This is a genomic window from Vibrio sp. Vb1574 (genome assembly GCF_033338675.1).
The window spans coordinates 18,507-39,409 of record NZ_JAWOTC010000037.1 but is presented as its reverse complement, the minus strand read 5'-3'; the positions used below and the strand labels follow the sequence as shown (position 1 = coordinate 39,409).

The window sequence follows — 20,903 nt, the reverse complement described above, 5'->3', positions numbered from 1 at the left end:
CTTCTGCTTCTGCTTCTGCTTCTGCTTCTGCTTCTGCTTCTGCTTCTGCTTCTGCTTCTGCTTCTGCTTCTGCTTCTGCTTCTAGCAGTATGTCTCGCTCCCTTTCCACTTCAAGTATTTCTCTAAGTTTTGAGTCAATGTTTTCAATTGCATATTCAGGATCAATAAAGTAATCCGTCGACCATAACCTAACAATATTCCATCCTAGGCCTTCCAAAACTATCTGTCTTACCCGATCTCTATCTCGGGCTGCAGGAGAAGAGTGGTACGTAGCCCCATCACACTCAACACCAGCTATGTACTTGCCAGGCTTGTCTGGATGAAGTACTCCGAGATCAACTCTAAACTTACTTACTCCTACTTGTGTTTGTATTTTCCAACCTTTAATTCTTAAAGCTTGAGCTACCGCTTCTTCAAAATCACTATCAAATTGATCGACTCCATGCTCTGCAGAAGCAATCTCAGATAAAGCAATTGGCCCCTTTTCTGCAAATTCAAGGAAGTGTTTTAAGTGCTCAACGGCAACCGAGTTCGTTCTGCTTAAATCAATCATTGAAGAGTCAAAACTACTAAAGACAACAACCTCCGTGGTTGCGCGAGTAATCGCAACATTTAAGCGGCGCTCTCCCCCGCTTTTGTTGAGTGGCCCAAAATTCATACTCATTGTTTTGGCTCCTGGCTCCGTAGGACCATACGCGAGACTGAGCATGATTACGTCTCTCTCATCACCCTGAACTGACTCTAGGTTCTTAACAAAAACAGGATCTCTTCCTGACCCCTCTTGAAAGTATTTTTCGATAGCAGGGTTTTGTCTTCTTGCGTCGTCTAACAGATCTTCAATCGTTCTTTGCTGATCAGTATTTAAAGTTACTACACCTATAGACTTATCTTGTTCATATTTATCCAGTAATCTTCGAACAATTTCATTTACGACTGCTTTTGCTTCAGCCGTATTGTTGCGACCCGCTCCTTTAGCATAAATTCCATTAACTCGATGCAAAGAAACTGCTGAATCTTTTGTTTCTGAAGAAGGATAAGTTACTAATGAATTTTCATAATATTTATTATTTGAAAAAGCAATAAGGGTTTCATGCCTACTTCGATAATGTCCCATCAACCTTTTAAGCGGTAACCTCGCAGCAAGCGCTTGGTCAAGAATAGACTCTAGATCTTCTTCATCTGGATCATCCGAATTCCCTCGAGCAGAGAAAAAGTTTGTTGGGGGCATCTGTTTTGGATCACCGACAATGATTGCGTTTTTCCCTCTCGCTATAGCACCTACCGAATCCCAAGTGGTCATTTGTGATGCTTCGTCAAAAACAACCAAGTCAAATCCTCTGAAATCAGAGGGCAAAAACTGAGCAACGGACAATGGTGACATCATTAAACATGGACACAAATCCAATAACGAATGACCTAGCTCGCTAATCAAACTTCGGATTGGTATATGCCGAGTTTTTTTCTGAAGCTCTTTAGCTAATACACCAAATTGTTTCGAACTCTGCTCCATAGATTGTTGTGTAGGAGCACTCTTCGAAGCAAGTGCAACCACGTAATCGCTTGTAATCTTAGCAACACGTTCGTCTACCACTTGAAACTCTTTTATTGTTTGTTCATGCGTTGAAGCTTTGAACTTTCGAAGCTCATCGCTGGCATCAATAAGAAGTGGGGCGAGCCAATAAGAAAAAGCAACTCGAAATTGCTCATTTAACTCTTCAGGGTTACTTACTCCTGATTCCAGAGCTTTAACCATTACATCAAGCTTATTGTCATACGCCTTCTGCTTGACTGATTGCCACTCACACCAGTTTTTCAACTTGTTTGACTGAGTCTTTATATCATTAAAATTCCGATATAGTGATTCAAGTTCAGCTTGCTCGGGTATACTGACTCCAAGTTCCGCAACAATCGAATTCGAGTTTTTGAATTCTTTTACCGCCTTGGAAAAGTTATTTAGACTTGAATATACTTTCGACTCTTCTAAAAACTCTCTCCCATCTACAAACCATTTTCTTATCGCAATCAATATTTCAGAGGGTTCATCAGTCAAGCTAACTAGGTTAGATACAATCTCACGAATTTTTTTTCCTGTTACTGCAGTGCTTTCTAATATTTCGTGAGACGTATCCCAACCTTTCCAGACCGAGTAGTCCCCAATAATGTTGATATGTTCTTCTATTGAGCTCTTGAGCTTCTGAACCGTCGCAATTTTTTCAAGAAGTAACAAATCTTCAATTTGAGACAGACCAAACTCTTTCGCTTCGCGATTTATCTTACGCTTGCGAAATATTGCTTTAAACCAACTTGTTTTAGCTTCTTCAGCCAATTGTAGCCATCTCTCTGTGGGTAACTTAGACAAGTTGTCGCTAGTCACGCCATGCGATATGTCTTTAAGCTGCTGGTCGTAATCTGCTTTTAATACCGACAACTCTTGAATGGCTGCAATTCGTTCTTTTGAACCAGAATCTACAGCGAATGCAATATCTTCAAACGTTGCGATCATTGCCAACTCATAAGCACTTTCTAGTGCTTCAACATTTTTAAGCGTTTGGCGTATCGAGGTAAGTGAAAAACTCGATTGAACCTGTTGTGTCCAATCTATTAAAACATCGTAGTTTTTTAACCAGTCATCAATAACAGCAAGTAAATTAGACTGCCAAACATTCGACCACTCAGTAGCAAAAACTGGCATAAATGCGTTGATGTTCAAGCCCTTAATATCAGAGAATGCTAGTGCTAGCCTCCCGACTAACTCTTTAATCCTAACTAAATCCTCTTTTGTAGAAATAGGAGCTGCTGTTATGTCAGGGAGCCAATCTAGCTTGACTTTTAAGGTTTCACCATTTAATGCAACGGTAGAGATAGCGTCTCTGGCTGAGATTCCAAATGCCGATTTTCCATGTAAAGCACGAACATAATTGTTAAGCTCATCTCTCCTCGACTTGAGCTCTATAATATTCGCTTCCCATTCCTCAGAGCTTAAACCCTCTCTTTTCTGCCATGCCTTATTTAATTGTTCAAGAACTGCTCGTTTGTTCGCTTTATTGCTATGTAGTTCCAAGCAAAGATGATCCAAACCTACTTTCTGTAAACGGCGATATACCACATTCAGTGCAGCCATTTTCTCCGCGACAAAGAGTACTTTTCGCCCGAGCCCGATATTATGAGCAATGATATTAGCGATAGTCTCTGACTTTCCGGTTCCTGGAGGCCCTTCCAGAACGAAATCTTGTGAACGAGCAGAAGCATCCACTGCAACCAACTGAGAACTGTCGCAGTTCAAAGGAGTATAAATCGAGGCAGGATCTAATTTCTCATCAATTTCTTCTCGTTCGATAAACGAGCTCTCTTGGGGGTATGGGTCCCTAGGGTTATCAACTAAATGCTTAACAAATAAATTTTCCTTGAGATCATCTAACCGATCTTTAAGATCTTTCCACATCAGATATTTAGCGAAAGAGAAAGAACCTAAAACTAGCTCTTCCACTAACTCAAAACCAGCTTGTTCCTTAACGGCGTCTCTTACTCTGTGCCATACATAAGGTACATCTATACCACTATCATCCATCGGTAATTCATCTCGAAATTCACTTAGGTTGATATCATGCTCGGATTGCAGAAACTCAATAAGAGTAAGATTAAAAATTGGTTCTTCTTCTTGAAGTTGCTCGACGTAAACAGACGCACGAGCACTACGACGGGTAAGCTTTACGGGAATTAATAATAGAGGAGCTTTATAACTTCTTGTATCTTCTGGGTTCTCTTTCCATTTCAAAAAGCCAAGCGCTAGAAAAAGCGTATTCGAACCACCCTCTTCCAGATCATTTTTTGCTTTTCGGAACAACTCTATAGAGTTTCGCTCTAATCTATTAGGTGACTGATTAGCAATCAGAATCTTATTCTGAATTTGATTGAACGCGTAGCTTCGATGGAGATCAGACCCGGACTGAAGACGAAACAATTCGTTATCGCGCTCAGAGTCAAAGTAAGGACTTTCCTGTGCAGACTGAAACTTAAATTTTACGCCATCTGCCAACATATCTTCGATCGCAGCAATATCAGGACAATATAATTTGATCGCAATGGCTCGGTCACTAAAGTTAATAAGGCTATTTTTCTTTGTTAAATCAAGAAGCTTGCGTGACCAAGTATCGATCCTAGTTTCTGGAGTTTCCTCTATAACTTGTTCTTCTTTTCGCACAGGGGGTAAAGGTGGAACAACAGGTAACATCAGCTCAACTGAAGTATCTTCTGACGTTTTTTCTTCTCGTGTAGCTTCTACGGTTGAGAGTGGTTTTATCGCTTGCGCTCTCGCTTGAGCAATATCAATGACCATCACAAACTGTTTTTCATGTTCTTCTGATAGCAATTCTCGAGCATGCTCTCTCGACTGCTCAAAAGTAATTGGAGAGTCACTAGTAACTAAAGTCGTTTCAAACAACACTAGATCACGGTTATCTATCCGTTTTCTTACATCCTGAGGGTCATCATTTGTTAAGATAGGTAATCTTTCATCAATAAGCCAAGCACCCGCAAAAGCATGACCTTCCGTGATTGCCACGACAGGATTCAAACCCATTGCTTCGATACAACTAGCAAACAACACAGACAAATCCAAACAAGCCGCCATTCTGGAATTACTAATATCAGAAGGCAGCCTAACGCGCTGACCCAATTTCGCAAACCCCTTAGGCGGGCTTACATAAGCTAGCTTTTCTTGAAAAATTACGTTCCACAAAGCTGCGATCATTAGGTACGGCTTTTCACGTGTATTCGACTGATAGCCATCGACAGAGCGCCCATAGCCACCTTTTTCAAGAACTTGTGTAACCTTGTGAATAAGAGATTCAACATATACACCGTTGGGCTTGACAAATGCACCTAACAGAGCTGGTTGACGGATCTCTCCGCCCCAATAATCAGCAGGCAGAACATCAAGAGGAACTTTACACTCTTTGAGTACCTCTCCATCGTCACTCATCAATTTAAAAAACAAAGATAGTTTTACTTCTTCAGTTAACCCAAACAGCTTATCAAAGGGAAACTGTAACTCTTTTACTTTTAAACTTACTACCTCACCAGGCTCTAAGCGATCAATATGCCATGATGTTTCATCTAGCCAGCCTTCAACTCCTTCGAGTTTAAGAACAAGCGACCGATATGTGGGGGATTCTTGTTCCTCTTTTTTAGGGTAACTCACTCGGATAGACTTAATTATTGGATAAGAGTTTTGCTGAGCAGCAAGTGAAAAAGTCGGAGTAATATCAATATCTAATTCAATGCCGTTAATTAATGTCTCTTGGACACTTGTATCTAACACTTTCAATTCCTTCCAGCTGGCTGACATATGAAACTGAGTTAACTTTTACTCTCTCAATACATTCAAGTCTAACTGGAATTTAAAATTCTATGATTATTGATGGGTCATACAGTAAATATTGATAAAATAATATCTATTTAAACAGCTCTAACGTGAAACAAATCACAATGAAAATATGATACAACTTATTAAGTGTATATCGTATTTGGATCACCAAAGAACAAAAACGTTTATAAAACGAAGCCTTTTTATCAAGCGGTGTTGAGCTAATGATTTGGCCTAAAGCAGAGCCTCTACATGACCGATGTGCATGGCTACTTTTAACGCTTGTTTATTGAGATTAGATGCCTCCCAAGCAACAACAACACGACTAGTGAGAGGGATATCATCAATCTCGGCGACTGTCGCGGAATCATCGAGATGTTCAGCCAGTGAGCGCGGTACGAGAGCGATACCTAACCCGGCCTGCGCCATGGCAATCGTCGTACGAAGTTGCGGTGCTGCGAACTGTGGTTCGAGCCTTACTCCTGCGTCGGCAAAAAGTGTGCTCATGCCATCAAACAATGCGGGTCCAGTCTCTCGTGGAAACAGTAAAATTTTATGGCCTCTCAACTGTTTCATCTGGATACAGGGATATTTTGCCAGTTCGTGGCCCGCCGGAATCACTGCGACAAACGGGTCGTTAAACAACACCTTATGCTCAAAAGGCTCACTGGCGTAACAGGGTAGCCGCATGATTGCGAGATCAAGTTGTTTGCTTTTTAACTGAGTGGCAAGCTCTGGCATTGACAGTTCCGCCGTCTGTAAATGAACCCCATTCTCTTGAATACGCCCAATCCTCTCCAATACCTTAATGCAGGTTGATGTTGACGTCGCGAACCCAATTTTAACCTGCGTATTTTCACCACGGGCAATCTGTCGGGCTTTTGCTTTAGCGCGTTCCACATCAGCAAGAATATTTACCGCATCCGTATAAAAGACTTGCCCTGCATGGGTCAGTTCTACTCCTCTAGACAAGCGCTTAAATAAGTCCACGCCAAGCTCGTGCTCTAGCTTTTTGATTTGTTGACTCAAAGGAGGTTGCGCAATCCCTAACTGTTCAGCTGCTCGGGTAAAGTGACGAGTCTCGGCGACCGCGACAAAATACTTCAGGTAGCGAAATTCCATATATTTTCCATATCAAAATAAATCTTTTTTATATTGGATTTAGCACCGTGTAGAAGTCAATCTAAATATACTCTTCATTGCATAACTGGTCTTACTCATGCGTGGATTTTATAACCCTCTATGTGCTTGTTCGCTTGAAGTAGCGAAAGAATTTTCTGAATACCATCACGTTACCGGAGATGGTGAGATTTATCAGACTTCGTTAATGAGTGCTTTGATCGCTGGTGTTTACGAAGGCTCAACAACCATAGAAGAACTGCTGAAACATGGGGATTTTGGTTTAGGTACGTTCAATGAATTGGATGGTGAGTTGATTGCGTTTGATAAGGAAGTTTTTCAACTCAAGTCGGATGGCTCCGCAAACCCGGCAGACCTGGCGCAAAAAACGCCCTTTGCTGTCATGACTTTTTTTAAGCCTGATATCGAGCTGCCACTGACATCGCGCATGTCACGTCATGAAGTCCATAGCCTCATAGACGACATGGTTCCAAGCGATAACCTATTTTGCGCAGTGCGCATTGATGGCGTTTTCGATTCAGTTCGTACTCGCACCGTACCTAAACAAACACGCCCTTATCGGCCAATGCTTGAAGTGGTCAAAGAACAACCAACGTTCCGCTTCACGCATAAGCAAGGCGTGGTCGCCGGCTTTCGCAGTCCTAAATATACGACTGGCATCAATGTGCCCGGCTATCACGAACACTTTATTACCGATGACCGCCAAGGAGGTGGTCATATTCAGGATTACAGCATTTCGTCAGGATTTCTCCAGATTGGCAAAGTCTCGCGGCTAGTGATTGATACCCCAGTATCGACAGACTTCCTCAACGCCAATTTGGCTCCGGAAGATATAAATACCGCCATAGAAAAGGCGGAAAAGTAACAAAGTCAGGCAAATAATAAGGACAACAAATGCAATCCAAACCTTCAAATAAAAATGGAGCTCAGTTGATCGCTCAACAGCTAGAGTCTCTCGGCATTAAGTACATTTTCGGTATTCCCGGTGCAAAAATCGATCGACTGTTCGATGCGATTGAAGACTCTAACATCCAAATGATTCCGGTACGCCACGAAGCTAACGGCGCATTTATGGCGGGCGTTATGGGAAGACTAACCGGCAAAGCAGGCGTCACCATGGTTACGTCAGGCCCTGGCTGTGGAAATCTAGTTACGGGGGTGGCAACAGCAAACTCCGAAGGCGATCCGCTGATTGCTATCGGTGGTGCGGTGAAACGAACTGACCAGCAAAAACAAACACACCAGAGCATGGATACCGTCAGTATTTTTCGCTCTATAACTAAGTTCAGTGCTGAAGTGCAGCATGTGGACGCCGCAAGCGAGATCATGGCGAACGCATTTCGTATCGCAGAGTCAGGTCGTCCTGGGGCTTGCTTTTTGAGTCTCCCCCAAGATGTCTTATTCGAGCAAACCCAAACGGACATTATTGTCCCCTCGCCTTACACACAGCCTGGTTGCGCAGACATCGCAGCAATCGAAGAAGCGGTCAGTCGAATCAGTAAAGCAAAGCGCTGTGTGGTTTTACTTGGCCTTCACGCGAGCCGCAGTCAAAACGCTGCTGCTATCGCCCGATTTCTTCAAAATACGCAGCTACCCGTTGTCGGCACTTACCAGGCCGCCGGCACGGTAGACATCAATTACTATCATCACTTTGCTGGGCGTGTCGGTTTGTTTAATAACCAACCTGGCGATGTTTTACTGCGGGACGCCGATTTAATTCTCACCATCGGCTTTAGCCCAATAGAGTATGACCCTGAGCTTTGGAACAGCCACCGCAACCCAGTGATTCACCTCGATATTGAACCAGCAGAATACCAACTTAATTATCAACCTTGTGTTGAAATCGTCGGAAACATTGCGCAGTCATTAGACAAAATGGGCAGCTATATCTCTGAATATGCTCGCCTTTCCCCAACGGCACTTTCAGTACTGGAAGAGGTAGCACTGCAACGGCAAGTGATCAAGACCTATCCCAATGTCTATAACAAGCAAGGGTTTCATCCACTGGCGCTAATTAAAGCCATGCAATCTATCATCACACCAGATACCACGCTATGCCTTGATATGGGGAGCTTCCACATCTGGATCGCTCGTTACTTAAGCTGTTTTCGAGCTCGCCAAATGCTGGTGTCTAACGGCCAACAAACAATGGGCGTTGCACTACCATGGGCCATTGGTGCCAGCCTACTAAAACCTGGTAGCAAAGTGGTATCGATATCGGGAGACGGCGGTTTTATGCAATCGAGCATGGAGTTAGAAACCGCGGTTAGACTGAACTGCAATATCGTCCATATTGTGTGGGTTGATAACGCCTACAACATGGTAGAAATGCAAGAGATCAACAAATATCAGCGCTGCTCTGGTGTGAAATTTGGACCAATTGATTTCAAGGCCTACGCCGAGTCATTTGGCGCGAAAGGCTTCGCAGTGACTAGTCAACACGAATTGCTACCGACATTGAATAAAGCCATGGACGTTGAAGGACCAGCAGTGGTGGCTATCCCAGTAGATTACAGCGACAACGACAAACTGATGTTGCCGCGCACAGAGAAAAATCAAGATCCCGTTTTTATAAGTTTCGAAGGAGAAATCGCATGAGAGGATTAAAAAATAAAGTCGCACTCGTCACTGGTTCTGCCAATGGTATTGGTTTGGCCATCGCAAAACGTTTGTATGAAGAAGGCGCAAACGTCGCTCTTGCCGATTGGAATGAAGAGCAGTTGGCAAACGCCGTTGAGGGCTTTGATAAGCAGCGTGTGTCTGCACATTCCATTGATGTTTCTGATCCAGACAAAGTCGCAGCACTGATTTCTGATGTTGTTACCCGTTTCGGTAAACTGGATATTTTAGTAAACAATGCTGGCGTACATGTCCCAGGCTCCGTGATTGAAGGTAGTGTGGAAGACTGGAAGAAGATCTCTGGTGTAAACATTGATGGTGTTGTTTATTGCTCGAAGTTTGCTTTGCCTGAACTCTTAAAAACGAAAGGTTGTATGGTAAATACCGCGTCCGTTTCCGGTTTGGGTGGTGACTGGGGTGCCGCATTCTATTGCGCGAGTAAAGGCGCAGTGGTGAACCTTACCCGAGCGATGGCATTGGACCATGGTGCGGATGGGGTAAGAATTAACGCCGTATGCCCAAGTTTAGTAAAAACCAACATGACAAACGGCTGGCCGCAGGACATCCGCGATAAATTCAATGAGCGCATTGCGCTTGGCCGAGCAGCCGAACCTGAAGAAATTGCGTCTGTCGTGACTTTCTTGGCAAGTGATGACGCATCTTTCATTAATGGCGTAAACCTACCTGTAGACGGCGGTGCCACCGCATCAGATGGTCAGCCTAAAATAGTGTAAGCATGAAATAGACAGATCAGTAAGAGACGTTCTACTACCTTTCGGATCGATGCTGATCTGTCGCTTTACGCTCTGAGCACACAACCCATGCCAGCAATAAACTCAACCACTCAACCGCTGTTAGAGATATCTCAACAACTTAAACCAGCAACGAGAAATTAATGTTTCACACAAACCGACAAACTATGTGAGCATTCCATCAGGCATAGAGTGAAGACTTATGTATCAGCGATTCACAAAGAACCAGACAGTTTCCGCGAATACTTTCTAAAGAAGTCTCAGTGACGACTAACGTTTCTGCCACACCATCCATTGCTCTCTGCCTTTAAAAACCTCAACACTGTTTGCCACCACTGAGGACTTCACAAGTTCAAACGTGGGCTCTAGAAAAGCTGCCAACTCCCCACTTCGCAAACAAAATGGTGGGAAGCGAGAGTGGTAATCATCATCTATAACGAAATAACCAATTAACAAACCGTCTCTTGGCAGCAATTTATCCACCATAGCAAAGTATTCTGACCACATGTCTCTCGATAGTGCTGCGAGAAAGGCCCGCTCGTAAATGACATCAAACGAGTGAGAAAAATCGGCATTAAATACATCACCCAATACGACTTTATCTTTGTAGTTACCTAACGTTGATTGCGCCATTTTTACCGCTTCTTGGCTGTAATCCATCGCGATCACGTCATGCCCATATTGAATAAAAGTGCTCAGTTCATAAGCGGCACCACACCCAGGAATAAACACTGAATGGCCTACATGAAGTGAATTGTCGAGATAATCCTTGAGTTCTTGAGGTGTCGATTGGGCATCCCAAGGCATAGTGCCTCGGATAAACAAATCATCCCAGAATTGTGTGTTAATCATTGGTGCCTGTTTCATTTACCCGCTCCCTGATTGCGGTAGTAAAAAATAAAGGGATACGCAGCGCAATGTGGTATCCCTTTTCTAGCCTTTTGTCTGACGTTGTTAGTTTTTTATGACAACCACTTTCTACTGCACTTATGCCACCAATGAGTTAACTGCGAAGATCATTGATTAACGGCTGCTCCGCTTGGTTCGGTACAAACTGGACATTGCCTTTCAGTTTAGTGACTGACTGTAGTGTTGCTTGAATGTCCTCTGCTGATACATGCACATCATGACAACAGAAAGTAATGGCATCGTTGAAGCCATCGCGCTCAATTTTCAAGGAGCCTTTAATATCGTGGCGACGACAGACTTCTTGGATCTGATGCGGATAAACAAACAGCCCTTTTACTTTCACCGCGGAGTCTGCTCGTCCCATCCAGCCCTTAATTCGTGCATTCGTGCGTGAAGAATCAGAACTAATCTCTAGATATGCCGATAAATCTCCCGTTGCGTAGCGAATCAGCGGGAACTTCTCATCGAGCGACGTTACAACGACTTCACCGACTTCTCCCGGTTGTACAGGAACACCATCAGGATCAACGATTTCAACAATAATATCCTCGGCAATCACTAATCCTTGTTCACCAGACACTTGATAAGCAATCAAACCAAGCTCTGCACTTGCGTAGGCTTGAAAGACTGCAATGCCTTTTTCCTCAAACATCTGTTGCATGTCTGCTGTAACCGCTTCACCAGAGACCAGAGCTTTCTCAAAGCTAGGCAGCTCATCGTATGTCTCTTGGTACTTTTGTAGCAACGTCAGCAAATACGAAGGTGTGCCAGTGTAACCATTAGGTTGAAGCTGTTTAATTGCCTCTATTTGCGCTTCGGTATTGCCTACTCCAGCCGGAAATACAGCGCAACCACAAGCTCTTGCGCCACCATCCATAATAAATCCGCCAGGAGAGAAATGGTAAGAGAGCGTGTTATGCACTAAATCACCCGCACAGAACCCAGCAGCGTGAAACGCGCGCCCCATACGCCAGAAATCGGCCTCATCCGTTTGAGCCTCATATAAAGGCCCAGGAGACTGAAAAACACGCGCCATTTGACCAATGGCAACGCTATTTAAGCCACCAAACGGCGGTTTAAGTTGCTGCTGATTAGGTACATTGAACTTACGTGTAATCGGGAACTGAGCAAGCCCTTCACGATTGTTTGCCAATGTAGGATCTAACTCAGAAAAATGCGCTGCGTAATGTTCGCTATTGGCTTTCGAATTCTCAATCAGCGCTGGCAAACGTTGAAACAGCGACTCTTCTCGCGCCTGTAGAGACAACGATTCTTTCGCATCAAATAGTTCGTTCATCCTTGCTCCTTACAACCAACGCTTACGACGTTTGTAAGATTTCAGATTCTTAAAGCTCTTGCGATCTTCATCGCCGCCGCCAAGGTAGAATTCTTTTACGTCTTCATTGTTTAGCAATTCGTGCTTGCTGCCATCTAGTACGATTTTGCCTGATTCCATGATGTAACCGTAATCGGCCGCTTGAAGAGCGAAGTTGGCATTCTGTTCAACCAAAAGCATGGTAATACCTTGCTCTTTGTTGATCTTGTTAATAATGCTGAATACTTCTTTAACTAGCAGTGGAGAAAGCCCCATAGACGGTTCGTCCAACAAAATCATCTTCGGTCGAGCCATTAACGCTCGGCCAATCGCTAACATTTGTTGCTCACCGCCAGACAAATAGCCCGCCAGGCCAGTGCGCTCTTTGAGTCGCGGGAAATAGTCAAACACCATTTCGATGTCTTGTTCAACTTCGTTGTCAGTGCGTGTATAAGCGCCTAAGCGAAGATTTTCTATTACCGTCATATCTTCAACAATTCGGCGCCCTTCCATAACTTGGAAGATGCCCGAACGGACGATCTCTTCCGGGCTTTTGTTGTCTATACGCTCGCCCATGAAGTTGATTTCGCCGCGCGTCACTTCACCATCTTCGGTTTTCAATAAACCAGAAATGGCTTTCAACGTTGTGGATTTACCCGCACCGTTGGCGCCCAGTAAGGTCACAATCTGCCCTTTTGGAACTTCTAAACTCACACCGCGAAGTACTAGTATTACTTCGTCGTAGACGACTTCAATGTTGTTCACTGAAAGCAGTATTTCTGCCGGTTCGATATTCGTTGCTAATTCAGCCATCAAGCTACTCCTTGCTAGGGTGAGAGTGTTCTCTCACCCATCCTTATTTTCAGTAAGCTTTGTTATTAATAAGTCGTAGATTAGTAACCTAGCCAATCGTCACGACGTGACAATGTCACCTGAGATACTTTCTTAATATCAACTGCGCCGCCATCGTTGTTGCCCATAAAGACGTTCACGGTTGTTGTGCCTCGGTGATCTTCCGGTTTCCAGTTCGCAGGGACACAAACACCTTCTAAGCCTTGTGGTACCCAGTTGTCATGGACATACATGCCCTTCTTGATGTTTTCACCTGTGATGCCACCGTTGTCTTTCGCCCACTCCATTGCTTCTTTCATATAGAACGCAGAACAAATACCGCGAATGTAATGGTGAGTTCTGAATTCGCCCGGCTCTGATTCAGACTGCTTAGAAATCTCACGGACCAGTTTCATGCCTTCATTATCATCTCCCCAAAACGCTGTCATACCTGGGAAAACGTAATCTTTAAGGCCATCGCCTGCTGCTTCAAGCACTGGCTTATCGCCGCCCCAAATGTTTGCCATGTACTGGAACTCTGTCCCAACCGTGTTACAAGACTTCACTAGTGAGATAACCGAGCTACCGATATTAGCAATGTAACCGTAGTTGGTGCCTGACTCTTTCAGCGACAAACATTGCGCTTTGAAGTCCCCTGGTTTTAGTGACACAACGACTGGGTTTTGCACATCAAAACCAAGCTCTTTGGCGTACTCTGCACACGCTTCTTTTGGCGCATTCGGGAATGGATGGTTATCGCCAATGTGCGTAAATTTCGGCGCACCTTGATTGCCCTTAGATTCCCAATCTTCTTTCGCCCACTTAACTAGCGCACGGCACGCATCTGAGTACGACGCACCATAAAAGAAATTATAAGGCGCTGGTTTCGCGGTTTTTGGGTTTTTGCCAGTTGGGTCAGTTAAGTGACCAGAGTAAGAAGCAGAGAACACCGGCACTTTGTCTTTGGTAACAAACGAAATAAGTGCTTCGGTATCCGCCGTACCCCAACCTTGCAGCGCAACCATGTCTTTACGCGCCACCCAACGTTTATAGTTGGAAATCGCCACTGGTACTTTGTACGCCATGTCTACTGTTTCAAATTCGAGCTCGGTACCGTTAATGCCACCGTTTTGGTTAATCCAACGCAATGCGTCTCGCACGCCAGAACCATAAGGCTTGCTCACATAGGCCGTTGGTCCAGAAAAATCGACTAATTGCCCGACAAACACAGAATCTTTTGCCCAAGTTGCGGTAGTAAACAGTGCAGATGACAGCACCAACGTTGTCGCTAAATGTCCTTTGTTCATAACTCGTTGTCCTTGTTATTGAGGTATATTCCACTTAATTCCACGTTAATATGAGAACGGATAGTGTTTCCAATATGCTCGAATCTGTTGCCAGCGATGCGATAATCCTTGAGGTTCGAAAATAAGGAACAGCATGATGACTAAACCAATCGCCATCTCTTTGAAGTAAGCCAGACCATCAGTGAAAGCGGTGGTATCACCAAACGCTGAAAGCCCCGTTACGCCAAACTCCAAAACTTCAGGCAGCAATACGATAAATATCGTCCCCATCAATGTGCCTTTGACTGAACCCAAGCCACCAATGATGATCATTGCCAAGAACTGGATAGACATCATGATGGTGAAGCCTTCTGCTGATACAAACCCTAGATAATGTCCGTAGAGTGCCCCCCCGATGCCTGCATAGAATGCACACACTCCAAATGAGAGCAGACGATACTTGGTTAGGTTGATGCCCATGATCTCTGCTGATAGATAGTGATCTCGTACTGAGACAAACGCGCGACCGTCACGAGAACGGATTAAGTTTGATGCCCACATATACATGAAGATCAGCGCAAACAGAGCGATGTAGAAGAAGCTTTCGTCAGTCGTAAACTCAAAGCCAAACAAATTAATTGGGTTCGCGCTAGCACCGTATGAGCCGCCACTGAACCAATCTGCGCGAGCAAAGAAGTCCTCTAGAATAAACTGCGCCGCCAACGTTGCGATAGCTAGGTATAAACCTTTAATTCGAGCAGCTGGCAGACCAAACAGCATCCCCACAATCATGGTTAAGTAACCCGCGAGCGGAATCGCAAACACGACTGGAATGTTAAACTGGTTATTTAGCCAAGCCGATGCAAAGGCGCCAAAGCCAAAGAACGCACCGTGACCTAGCGAGATTTGTCCGGTAAAACCAACCAAAATGTTTAAGCCCAATGCCGCGATACCGAGGTATGCAATCTGAATAAACAGGTTTAGGAAGTAAATATCCAAGACCAGCGGTGCTGCCAGCATGGCGATGACACCTGCAATCGCAAGGCTTCTGATGGTTTTGGTTTCAAAAATTGGCGTATCGCTTTTGTATGTGGTTCGAAAATCCCCACATGGGCGCATGCTAAGTTGAGCCATGTTATTTCTCCTTAAATACGCTCAATATCTTTGGTACCAAACAGGCCATATGGCTTGAAGGCAAGAATGATTAACAGCACATAGAATGGTGCGATGTTGTATAAGTTACCCACTTGCAGGTATTGGCTATCAAAAAACTCAGCCAAGTTTTCTAGCACCCCGATGGTGATACCACCGACAATTGCGCCGACTACCGAATCTAAGCCACCTAAAATAACGGCTGGGAAAACTTTGATACCAATAATGGATAGCGCGTCAGATACGCCGTTAACGATACCGATAACAATCCCTGCTGTTGCAGATACCATTGCCGAAATGGCCCAACTGATGGCGAACACTTTCTTGATGGAAATGCCAAGACTCTGGGCTACTTGCTGGTTGAATGCCGTTGCGCGCATTGCCAGACCCATTTTGCTGAATTTGAAGAACCAGTAGAACGCGCCCATGATGAGCATTGAGAAGATCAAGCTCAGAATGTAAGCAAACTCAACATTCAAACCTCCGATATTCACCACGTTGGTTTCGAACACTTGTGGGTACGACACAGCAGAGACACCGAATATCCACTTCATCAGCGCTTGGAAAAACATCGATAGACCAATGGTCACCATGATCACAGAGATAATCGGTTCACCAATCAACGGTCTGAGCACAATGGTTTGCACGGCGATACCAAAAATCATCATGAACGCGAGCGTGAGTAAAAAGCCTATAAAAAACGGTAACTGTAGGTGTACCAATGCCGCCCAACATACCCATGCGCCAATCAACAAAAACTCACCCTGAGCAAAGTTGACCACCTGGGTCGATTTGTAAATCAATACAAAGCACATGGCGACAACGCCATACAACATGCCAACGATCACGCCATTAATGACGAGTTGCAGTAATAAATCCGTATTCACTATGCGATCCTCCGTTGTTCGCTATCCACTAGTGTTGGCTCATGCTCAATAAGCGTTTCAATAACTAGCGACGTTTGAATGCGTGTTTTGGTGCCATCTTGATAAGTGATCACTGTATCGACATCGACTTTTGGATCGTCGCTGTAGATGGTTTCGATGATGTCTCCGTATTTCTCTGCAACCACACCACGGCGTACTTTACGTGTGCGAGTTAGCTCTCCATCGTCGGCATCCAGCTCTTTGTAAAGTAGAATGAATTTGCTGATCTTCTGTGCATCCGGTAGGGATTCGTTCACTTTTTGAACTTCTTCACGAATCGCTTGGTACACTTCTGGTTGAGCAGATAAGTTGGTGTAGTTGGTAAATGCCAAGCCGCGTTGCTCTGCCCACTTCGCGACGATCGCATAGCGAATACAGATGATGGCAGACAGCCAAGGTCGACCTTTACCTACCACCACGGCTTCTGCAATAAACGGCGAGAACTTGAGTTTGTTTTCGATAAACTGTGGCGAATAACGGTCGCCATGGCTGGTTTCCGACATATCTTTCAGACGATCAATCACCACCAAGTGACCGGAATCTTTAAAATAGCCCGCATCGCCTGTGTGCATCCAACCATCTTGAACATCTTCATCATATGCTGCTTGGTTGTTTAAGTAGCCAGTAAACATGCCTGTACTTTTCGCGATGATTTCACCAACGCCATTGCTGTCCGGGTTGATGACTTTCACATCTGCATTATCAAACGCAACACCAACGGAATCGTAATCCACATCGTCCGCTTGGTGCACAGTGTATGCGCCACACATTTCGGTCTGACCATAAAGCTGCTTAAGTGGCACACCAATAGCTTGTAGGTAACGGAAAGTATCCGGTCCCATCGCCGCACCGCCGGTTGCCGCAGATGTCAGGTTCGAAAAGCCTAAACGGTCACGCAGAGCACGCAGAAGAATCCATTCAGCCAACTTAGAGCGTTTGCCCTGCTCCAGCGCTTTGTTGGCTAAGCTCATGCCCAGTTTGTACATCTTTTGCTTAAACGGTGTCGAATCCATCATTCGTGCAGACACGTCTGCCACAATGTTTTCCCACACACGTGGCGCTAACAGCACAAAGTTTGGACCGATTTCACGCAAGTCGGACATCATGGTTTCTTGTTCTTCCACAAAGTTAACGATTTGACGAGAAATCAACGCCTGACCAACCACGTAAACCTGCTCCATAATCCAAGGCAAAGGCAGAACAGAAACGTAGTTGTCGCCTGGGGAACGAGGGTCTGCACGCAAGTAAGCCGCACAGTGATCCAAGAACGTGCCACTGTGTAGCTGAGCCAATTTTGGTTTAGAAGTCGTACCCGACGTAGTACAAAGAATTGAAAGATCGCTGCCTTTGGTTTCAACAACCATATTGAGATATTTGTCTGGGTCCGCTTTATCAATCAGCTGACCTTTTTTGTAGACCTGTTCAACATCAATTAATCTTGGATCATCGTATTTACGCATTCCACGAGGATCGCAGTAAATAATGTATTCAACGCTAGGAATTTCATCACCAAGCTCAAGCAGCTTGTCGCATTGCTCTTCATCTTCGGCAATCACGACTTTTGCTTTTGCATAGTTGATAAGGTACGCCACCTCTTCGTGCATAGAATCTTGATAGATGCCCAGCGAGAAACCTTTGATCGCATGTGCCGCTAACTCGCCCCATACCCATTCAGGGCGGTTATCACCTAGCAAACCAACGACATCTTGCTCACCAATACCCAAATCTCGTAGTGCCAGTGCCATCCACTTGACGCGGTTTTCATAATCCTTCCAAGTGAACTCTCGCCATATACCAAACTCCTTTTCACGCATTGCGACTTGTTCGGGCCAGTTCTTGGCATTGTGTTGCAACACTTTTGGAAAGGTATCTAAGCGGGTTATATCTGCCCAATCATTATGTTGCTGTGCCATTATGCACTCTCCTCTAATGTCGGTAACTCTTCGCCTAAGTACGCTTGTTTCACATGTGGGTTGGCCATCACTTCTTCAGGCTCACCCGTAGCAATGTGTTTACCGAAATCCAAAACCAAAACGCGATTAGAGATGTCCATGACCACGCCCATGTCGTGCTCAATCATGATGATCGTGATATCTAATTCTTCATTCAGATCCATGATGTAACGTGCCATGTCTTCCTTTTCTTCCAAGTTCATACCTGCCATTGGTTCATCAAGCAGCAGTAACTTAGGTTTTAAGGCAATGGCACGAGCAAGCTCTACACGCTTACGTAAGCCGTAAGATAGCGTGCCTGCAGTCGCTTTTCGGATGTGCTGGATTTCTAGAAAATCGATCACGTCTTCCACATATTTGCGGTGCGCCATCTCTTCTTTCTGCGCATTGGAGAACCAATAGAGTGGCCCCGTGACGAAGTTATTTTTCAGTAGGTGGTGTCGGCCAACCATGATGTTGTCCAGTACCGACATATGAGAAAAGAGCGCTAAGTTTTGGAAGGTTCTTCCCAGCCCTAACTCAGCTCGTTGGCTTGGTGTACGTTTAGTTACGTCATCTCCAGCGAAGATTACAGAGCCTTTGTTTGGTGTGTATCGACCAGAGATGCAATTGAGCATTGAGGTTTTACCTGCACCGTTTGGACCAATGATTGAAAAAATTTCCTTTTCATTCACATGGAAGCTCACGTCAGTTAAAGCTTTCACCCCACCAAAAGCCAATGAAATATCGTTTACCTGCAACAGAGGCGATTCCGATACCATAGTTGATCTCCCTTTCGTTATTTTAAGTGCGTTCCATTGAGCACTATTTGATCAAACCTAACTTTGATACTGGTAACCGCTTTTACACCTATGCATCAACTTTGTATTCAGTTTACGTAAACGTCAATTTAAAATCAGAATAGTGCCTGAAAGATTAAGTTGCAATCGAGTTCATCGAGAAAGATTTGAACTAACGCAAACTTTAAGTAAATAAATTGTTAATAAAAATTATTCTCAAACGCTTACATATTTGGATAGTTCGGACCACCACCACCTTCTGGTGGAGTCCAGGTAATATTTTGACTTGGATCTTTGATGTCGCAGGTCTTACAGTGGATACAGTTGGCCGCATTTATTTGAAGCTCTGGCTGCTGCTCCCCCTGTACGATTTCATACACGCCAGCCGGACAATAGCGCTGTGCTGGCTCTGCATATAATTCAAGGTTCTGCTCAATAGGAATCCGCTGGTTCTCCAGTCGTAAGTGGCATGGTTGATCTTCCTCATGGAAGATATTGGATAGATAAACAGAAGAGAGGCGATCGAAACTTAACACGCCATCAGGCTTCGGATAGACAATTTCATTGCTGTTTTCCGCCAATAACAGAGACTGATGATCAGGCTTATCACAGCGGATATGCCACTTAGCTTTGCCTTTTAATACGTTATGTTCCAGCAGCGCTAAACCACCGCCCAGCCACGATCCAAAGCGGTGAATACCACTTGAGAAGTTACGTGCTTGATAAAGCTCTTCATACAGCCAAGACTGTTTGAAATGCTTTTGATAATCAGCAGTAACTGACTGACTCTCAAGGGCTTCACATACTGCTTCAGCGGCAAGCATGCCAGATTTCATTGCGGTGTGTGTGCCTTTGATTTTAGCGCCGTTAAGTGTTCCTGCATCACAGCCAATTAACAAGCCACCAGCAAACTGCTGCGTGGGAAGCGAATGAAAGCCGCCCTTGGTGATCGCTCTCGCGCCATAGCTAATACGCTTCCCATTTTTGAGGTATTGCTCAATCAACGGGTGGTGTTTAAAACGTTGAAACTCATCAAATGGACTCAAGTGCGGATTCTTATAATTCAAGTCAACAATCAACCCGACGGCAACTTGGTTTCCCTCTAAATGGTAGAGATAACTGCCACCTGTGGCTTCGTTTGATAACGGCCAGCCTAATCCGTGCACTACTAAACCTTGCTGATGCTGCTCTGATGGGATTTCCCACAGCTCTTTAAAACCGATAGCGTAGTGTTGAGGCGTTTTCTCTTCAGCAAGATTAAATCGGTTAATCAACTGCTTACCAATATGCCCCCGTGCGCCTTCAGCAAATAAAGTAAACTTCGCTCGTAGTTCAATACCAGGTTCGAAATTTCCTTTTTGTTCACCATTTTTATCTAATCCCATATCGCCCGTGATCACGCCACAAACACGACTATCTTCATCGATGATCGCTTGACTGGCGGTAAAACCTGGGTAGACCTCCACCCCCAAGTTCTCAGCCTGCAACGCCATCCATCGGCATAGACTGCCCAAACTTATGATGTAATTACCTTTGTTATGTAACGTATTAGGCACCGCCCAAGAAGGCAGTTCATGACCATTGATGTCATTGCCTAGATAGTAGGTTTTATCTTGGTTTACTTTGGTATTGAGCGGAGCGCCTTTCTCTTCCCAGTCGGGAAAAAGCTCATCCAAACTCCGCGTTTCAAACACCGCACCCGATAAAATATGCGCTCCAACTTCAGAACCTTTTTCTACCACGCAAACAGAGAGCTCTTGTTTTTTTTCTGCTGCTAATTGTTTGATTCGGCATGCCGCAGACAAGCCTGCGGGACCTGCGCCTACAATCAGAACATCAAATTCCATGCAGTCTCTTTCCATGATTGCATTCCTTTT

Annotated in this window: 14 protein-coding genes; 3 read left to right on the top strand and 11 right to left on the bottom strand. The window is 44.6% G+C overall.

The window, feature by feature from the left end; all coding sequences use genetic code 11:
- Both R7O12_RS18560 and R7O12_RS18555 read right to left on the bottom strand, forming a co-directional pair.
- Positions 1–5,320 (bottom strand): DUF4011 domain-containing protein (locus tag R7O12_RS18560; protein WP_318126235.1); only part of this gene is annotated, 5,320 nt, incomplete at its 3' end.
- A 279-nt stretch (positions 5,321–5,599) separates the two neighbouring features.
- Positions 5,600–6,487, bottom strand: coding sequence for a LysR family transcriptional regulator (locus R7O12_RS18555; protein ID WP_086047476.1), 888 nt, complete (start codon positions 6,485–6,487; stop codon positions 5,600–5,602).
- 97 nt (positions 6,488–6,584) lie between these two features.
- Here R7O12_RS18555 and budA point away from each other — a divergent pair, with 97 nt between their 5' ends.
- Genes budA through R7O12_RS18540 form a run of 3 tightly spaced genes read left to right on the top strand, consistent with a single transcriptional unit; the run spans position 6,585 to position 9,858 of the window.
- Positions 6,585–7,370, top strand: a complete 786-nt coding sequence (gene budA, locus R7O12_RS18550; protein ID WP_005373273.1) for an acetolactate decarboxylase — start codon at positions 6,585–6,587, stop codon at positions 7,368–7,370.
- A gap of 29 nt (positions 7,371–7,399) precedes the next feature.
- Entirely contained in the window at positions 7,400–9,103 is a 1,704-nt protein-coding gene (alsS, locus tag R7O12_RS18545) for an acetolactate synthase AlsS (RefSeq protein ID WP_318126232.1), read from the top strand.
- Positions 9,100–9,858: an SDR family NAD(P)-dependent oxidoreductase gene (locus R7O12_RS18540; protein ID WP_064369317.1), complete on the top strand. Its 759-nt coding sequence runs from the start codon at positions 9,100–9,102 to the stop codon at positions 9,856–9,858. Before alsS ends, R7O12_RS18540 begins: the two co-directional genes overlap by 4 nt.
- Positions 9,859–10,146: 288 nt before the next feature.
- On the opposite strand, the gene R7O12_RS18535 is transcribed toward R7O12_RS18540, so the two are convergent.
- The 9 genes from R7O12_RS18535 to R7O12_RS18495 all read right to left on the bottom strand — a co-directional run bounded on the left by R7O12_RS18535 (position 10,147) and on the right by R7O12_RS18495 (position 20,888).
- Positions 10,147–10,743 carry a methyltransferase domain-containing protein gene (locus R7O12_RS18535; RefSeq protein WP_053304709.1) on the bottom strand — a complete coding sequence of 199 codons (597 nt, stop codon included), beginning with the start codon at positions 10,741–10,743 and terminating at the stop codon, positions 10,147–10,149.
- A gap of 136 nt (positions 10,744–10,879) precedes the next feature.
- Positions 10,880–12,082 carry a phenylacetate--CoA ligase family protein gene (locus tag R7O12_RS18530; protein WP_318126229.1) on the bottom strand — a complete coding sequence of 401 codons (1,203 nt, stop codon included), beginning with the start codon at positions 12,080–12,082 and terminating at the stop codon, positions 10,880–10,882.
- A 9-nt stretch (positions 12,083–12,091) separates the two neighbouring features.
- Positions 12,092–12,913, bottom strand: a complete 822-nt coding sequence (locus R7O12_RS18525; RefSeq protein ID WP_005373283.1) for an ABC transporter ATP-binding protein — start codon at positions 12,911–12,913, stop codon at positions 12,092–12,094.
- 80 nt (positions 12,914–12,993) lie between these two features.
- A complete protein-coding gene (locus tag R7O12_RS18520; RefSeq protein WP_005373285.1) occupies positions 12,994–14,238 on the bottom strand; it encodes an ABC transporter substrate-binding protein in 1,245 nt (414 codons plus the stop codon).
- Positions 14,239–14,283: 45 nt separating this feature from the next.
- On the bottom strand, positions 14,284–15,351 hold the full coding sequence (locus R7O12_RS18515; protein WP_005382737.1) for a branched-chain amino acid ABC transporter permease: 1,068 nt from the start codon (positions 15,349–15,351) through the stop codon (positions 14,284–14,286).
- Positions 15,352–15,362: 11 nt separating this feature from the next.
- The gene (locus tag R7O12_RS18510) at positions 15,363–16,256 is read right to left on the bottom strand and encodes a branched-chain amino acid ABC transporter permease (RefSeq protein WP_005373295.1); all 894 of its coding nucleotides are present in this window, start codon (positions 16,254–16,256) and stop codon (positions 15,363–15,365) included.
- The gene (locus R7O12_RS18505) at positions 16,256–18,208 is read right to left on the bottom strand and encodes a long-chain fatty acid--CoA ligase (RefSeq protein WP_154204278.1); all 1,953 of its coding nucleotides are present in this window, start codon (positions 18,206–18,208) and stop codon (positions 16,256–16,258) included. Before R7O12_RS18505 ends, R7O12_RS18510 begins: the two co-directional genes overlap by 1 nt.
- Entirely contained in the window at positions 18,208–19,008 is an 801-nt protein-coding gene (locus R7O12_RS18500; protein WP_005373297.1) for an ABC transporter ATP-binding protein, read from the bottom strand. The genes R7O12_RS18505 and R7O12_RS18500 overlap by 1 nt, the downstream gene beginning before the upstream one ends.
- Before the next feature lie 242 nt (positions 19,009–19,250).
- On the bottom strand, positions 19,251–20,888 hold the full coding sequence (locus R7O12_RS18495; protein WP_064354685.1) for an electron transfer flavoprotein-ubiquinone oxidoreductase: 1,638 nt from the start codon (positions 20,886–20,888) through the stop codon (positions 19,251–19,253).
- Positions 20,889–20,903: the final 15 nt, after the last annotated feature.

Coding starts and splice junctions, on each gene's coding strand:
- R7O12_RS18555 (WP_086047476.1), bottom strand. CDS start 6,487: ATGGAATTTCGCTACCTGAAGTATTTTGTCGCGGTCGCCGAGACTCGT.
- budA (WP_005373273.1), top strand. CDS start 6,585: ATGCGTGGATTTTATAACCCTCTATGTGCTTGTTCGCTTGAAGTAGCG.
- alsS (WP_318126232.1), top strand. CDS start 7,400: ATGCAATCCAAACCTTCAAATAAAAATGGAGCTCAGTTGATCGCTCAA.
- R7O12_RS18540 (WP_064369317.1), top strand. CDS start 9,100: ATGAGAGGATTAAAAAATAAAGTCGCACTCGTCACTGGTTCTGCCAAT.
- R7O12_RS18535 (WP_053304709.1), bottom strand. CDS start 10,743: ATGAAACAGGCACCAATGATTAACACACAATTCTGGGATGATTTGTTT.
- R7O12_RS18530 (WP_318126229.1), bottom strand. CDS start 12,082: ATGAACGAACTATTTGATGCGAAAGAATCGTTGTCTCTACAGGCGCGA.
- R7O12_RS18525 (WP_005373283.1), bottom strand. CDS start 12,913: ATGGCTGAATTAGCAACGAATATCGAACCGGCAGAAATACTGCTTTCA.
- R7O12_RS18520 (WP_005373285.1), bottom strand. CDS start 14,238: ATGAACAAAGGACATTTAGCGACAACGTTGGTGCTGTCATCTGCACTG.
- R7O12_RS18515 (WP_005382737.1), bottom strand. CDS start 15,351: ATGGCTCAACTTAGCATGCGCCCATGTGGGGATTTTCGAACCACATAC.
- R7O12_RS18505 (WP_154204278.1), bottom strand. CDS start 18,208: ATGGCACAGCAACATAATGATTGGGCAGATATAACCCGCTTAGATACC.
- R7O12_RS18500 (WP_005373297.1), bottom strand. CDS start 19,008: ATGGTATCGGAATCGCCTCTGTTGCAGGTAAACGATATTTCATTGGCT.
- R7O12_RS18495 (WP_064354685.1), bottom strand. CDS start 20,888: ATGGAAAGAGACTGCATGGAATTTGATGTTCTGATTGTAGGCGCAGGT.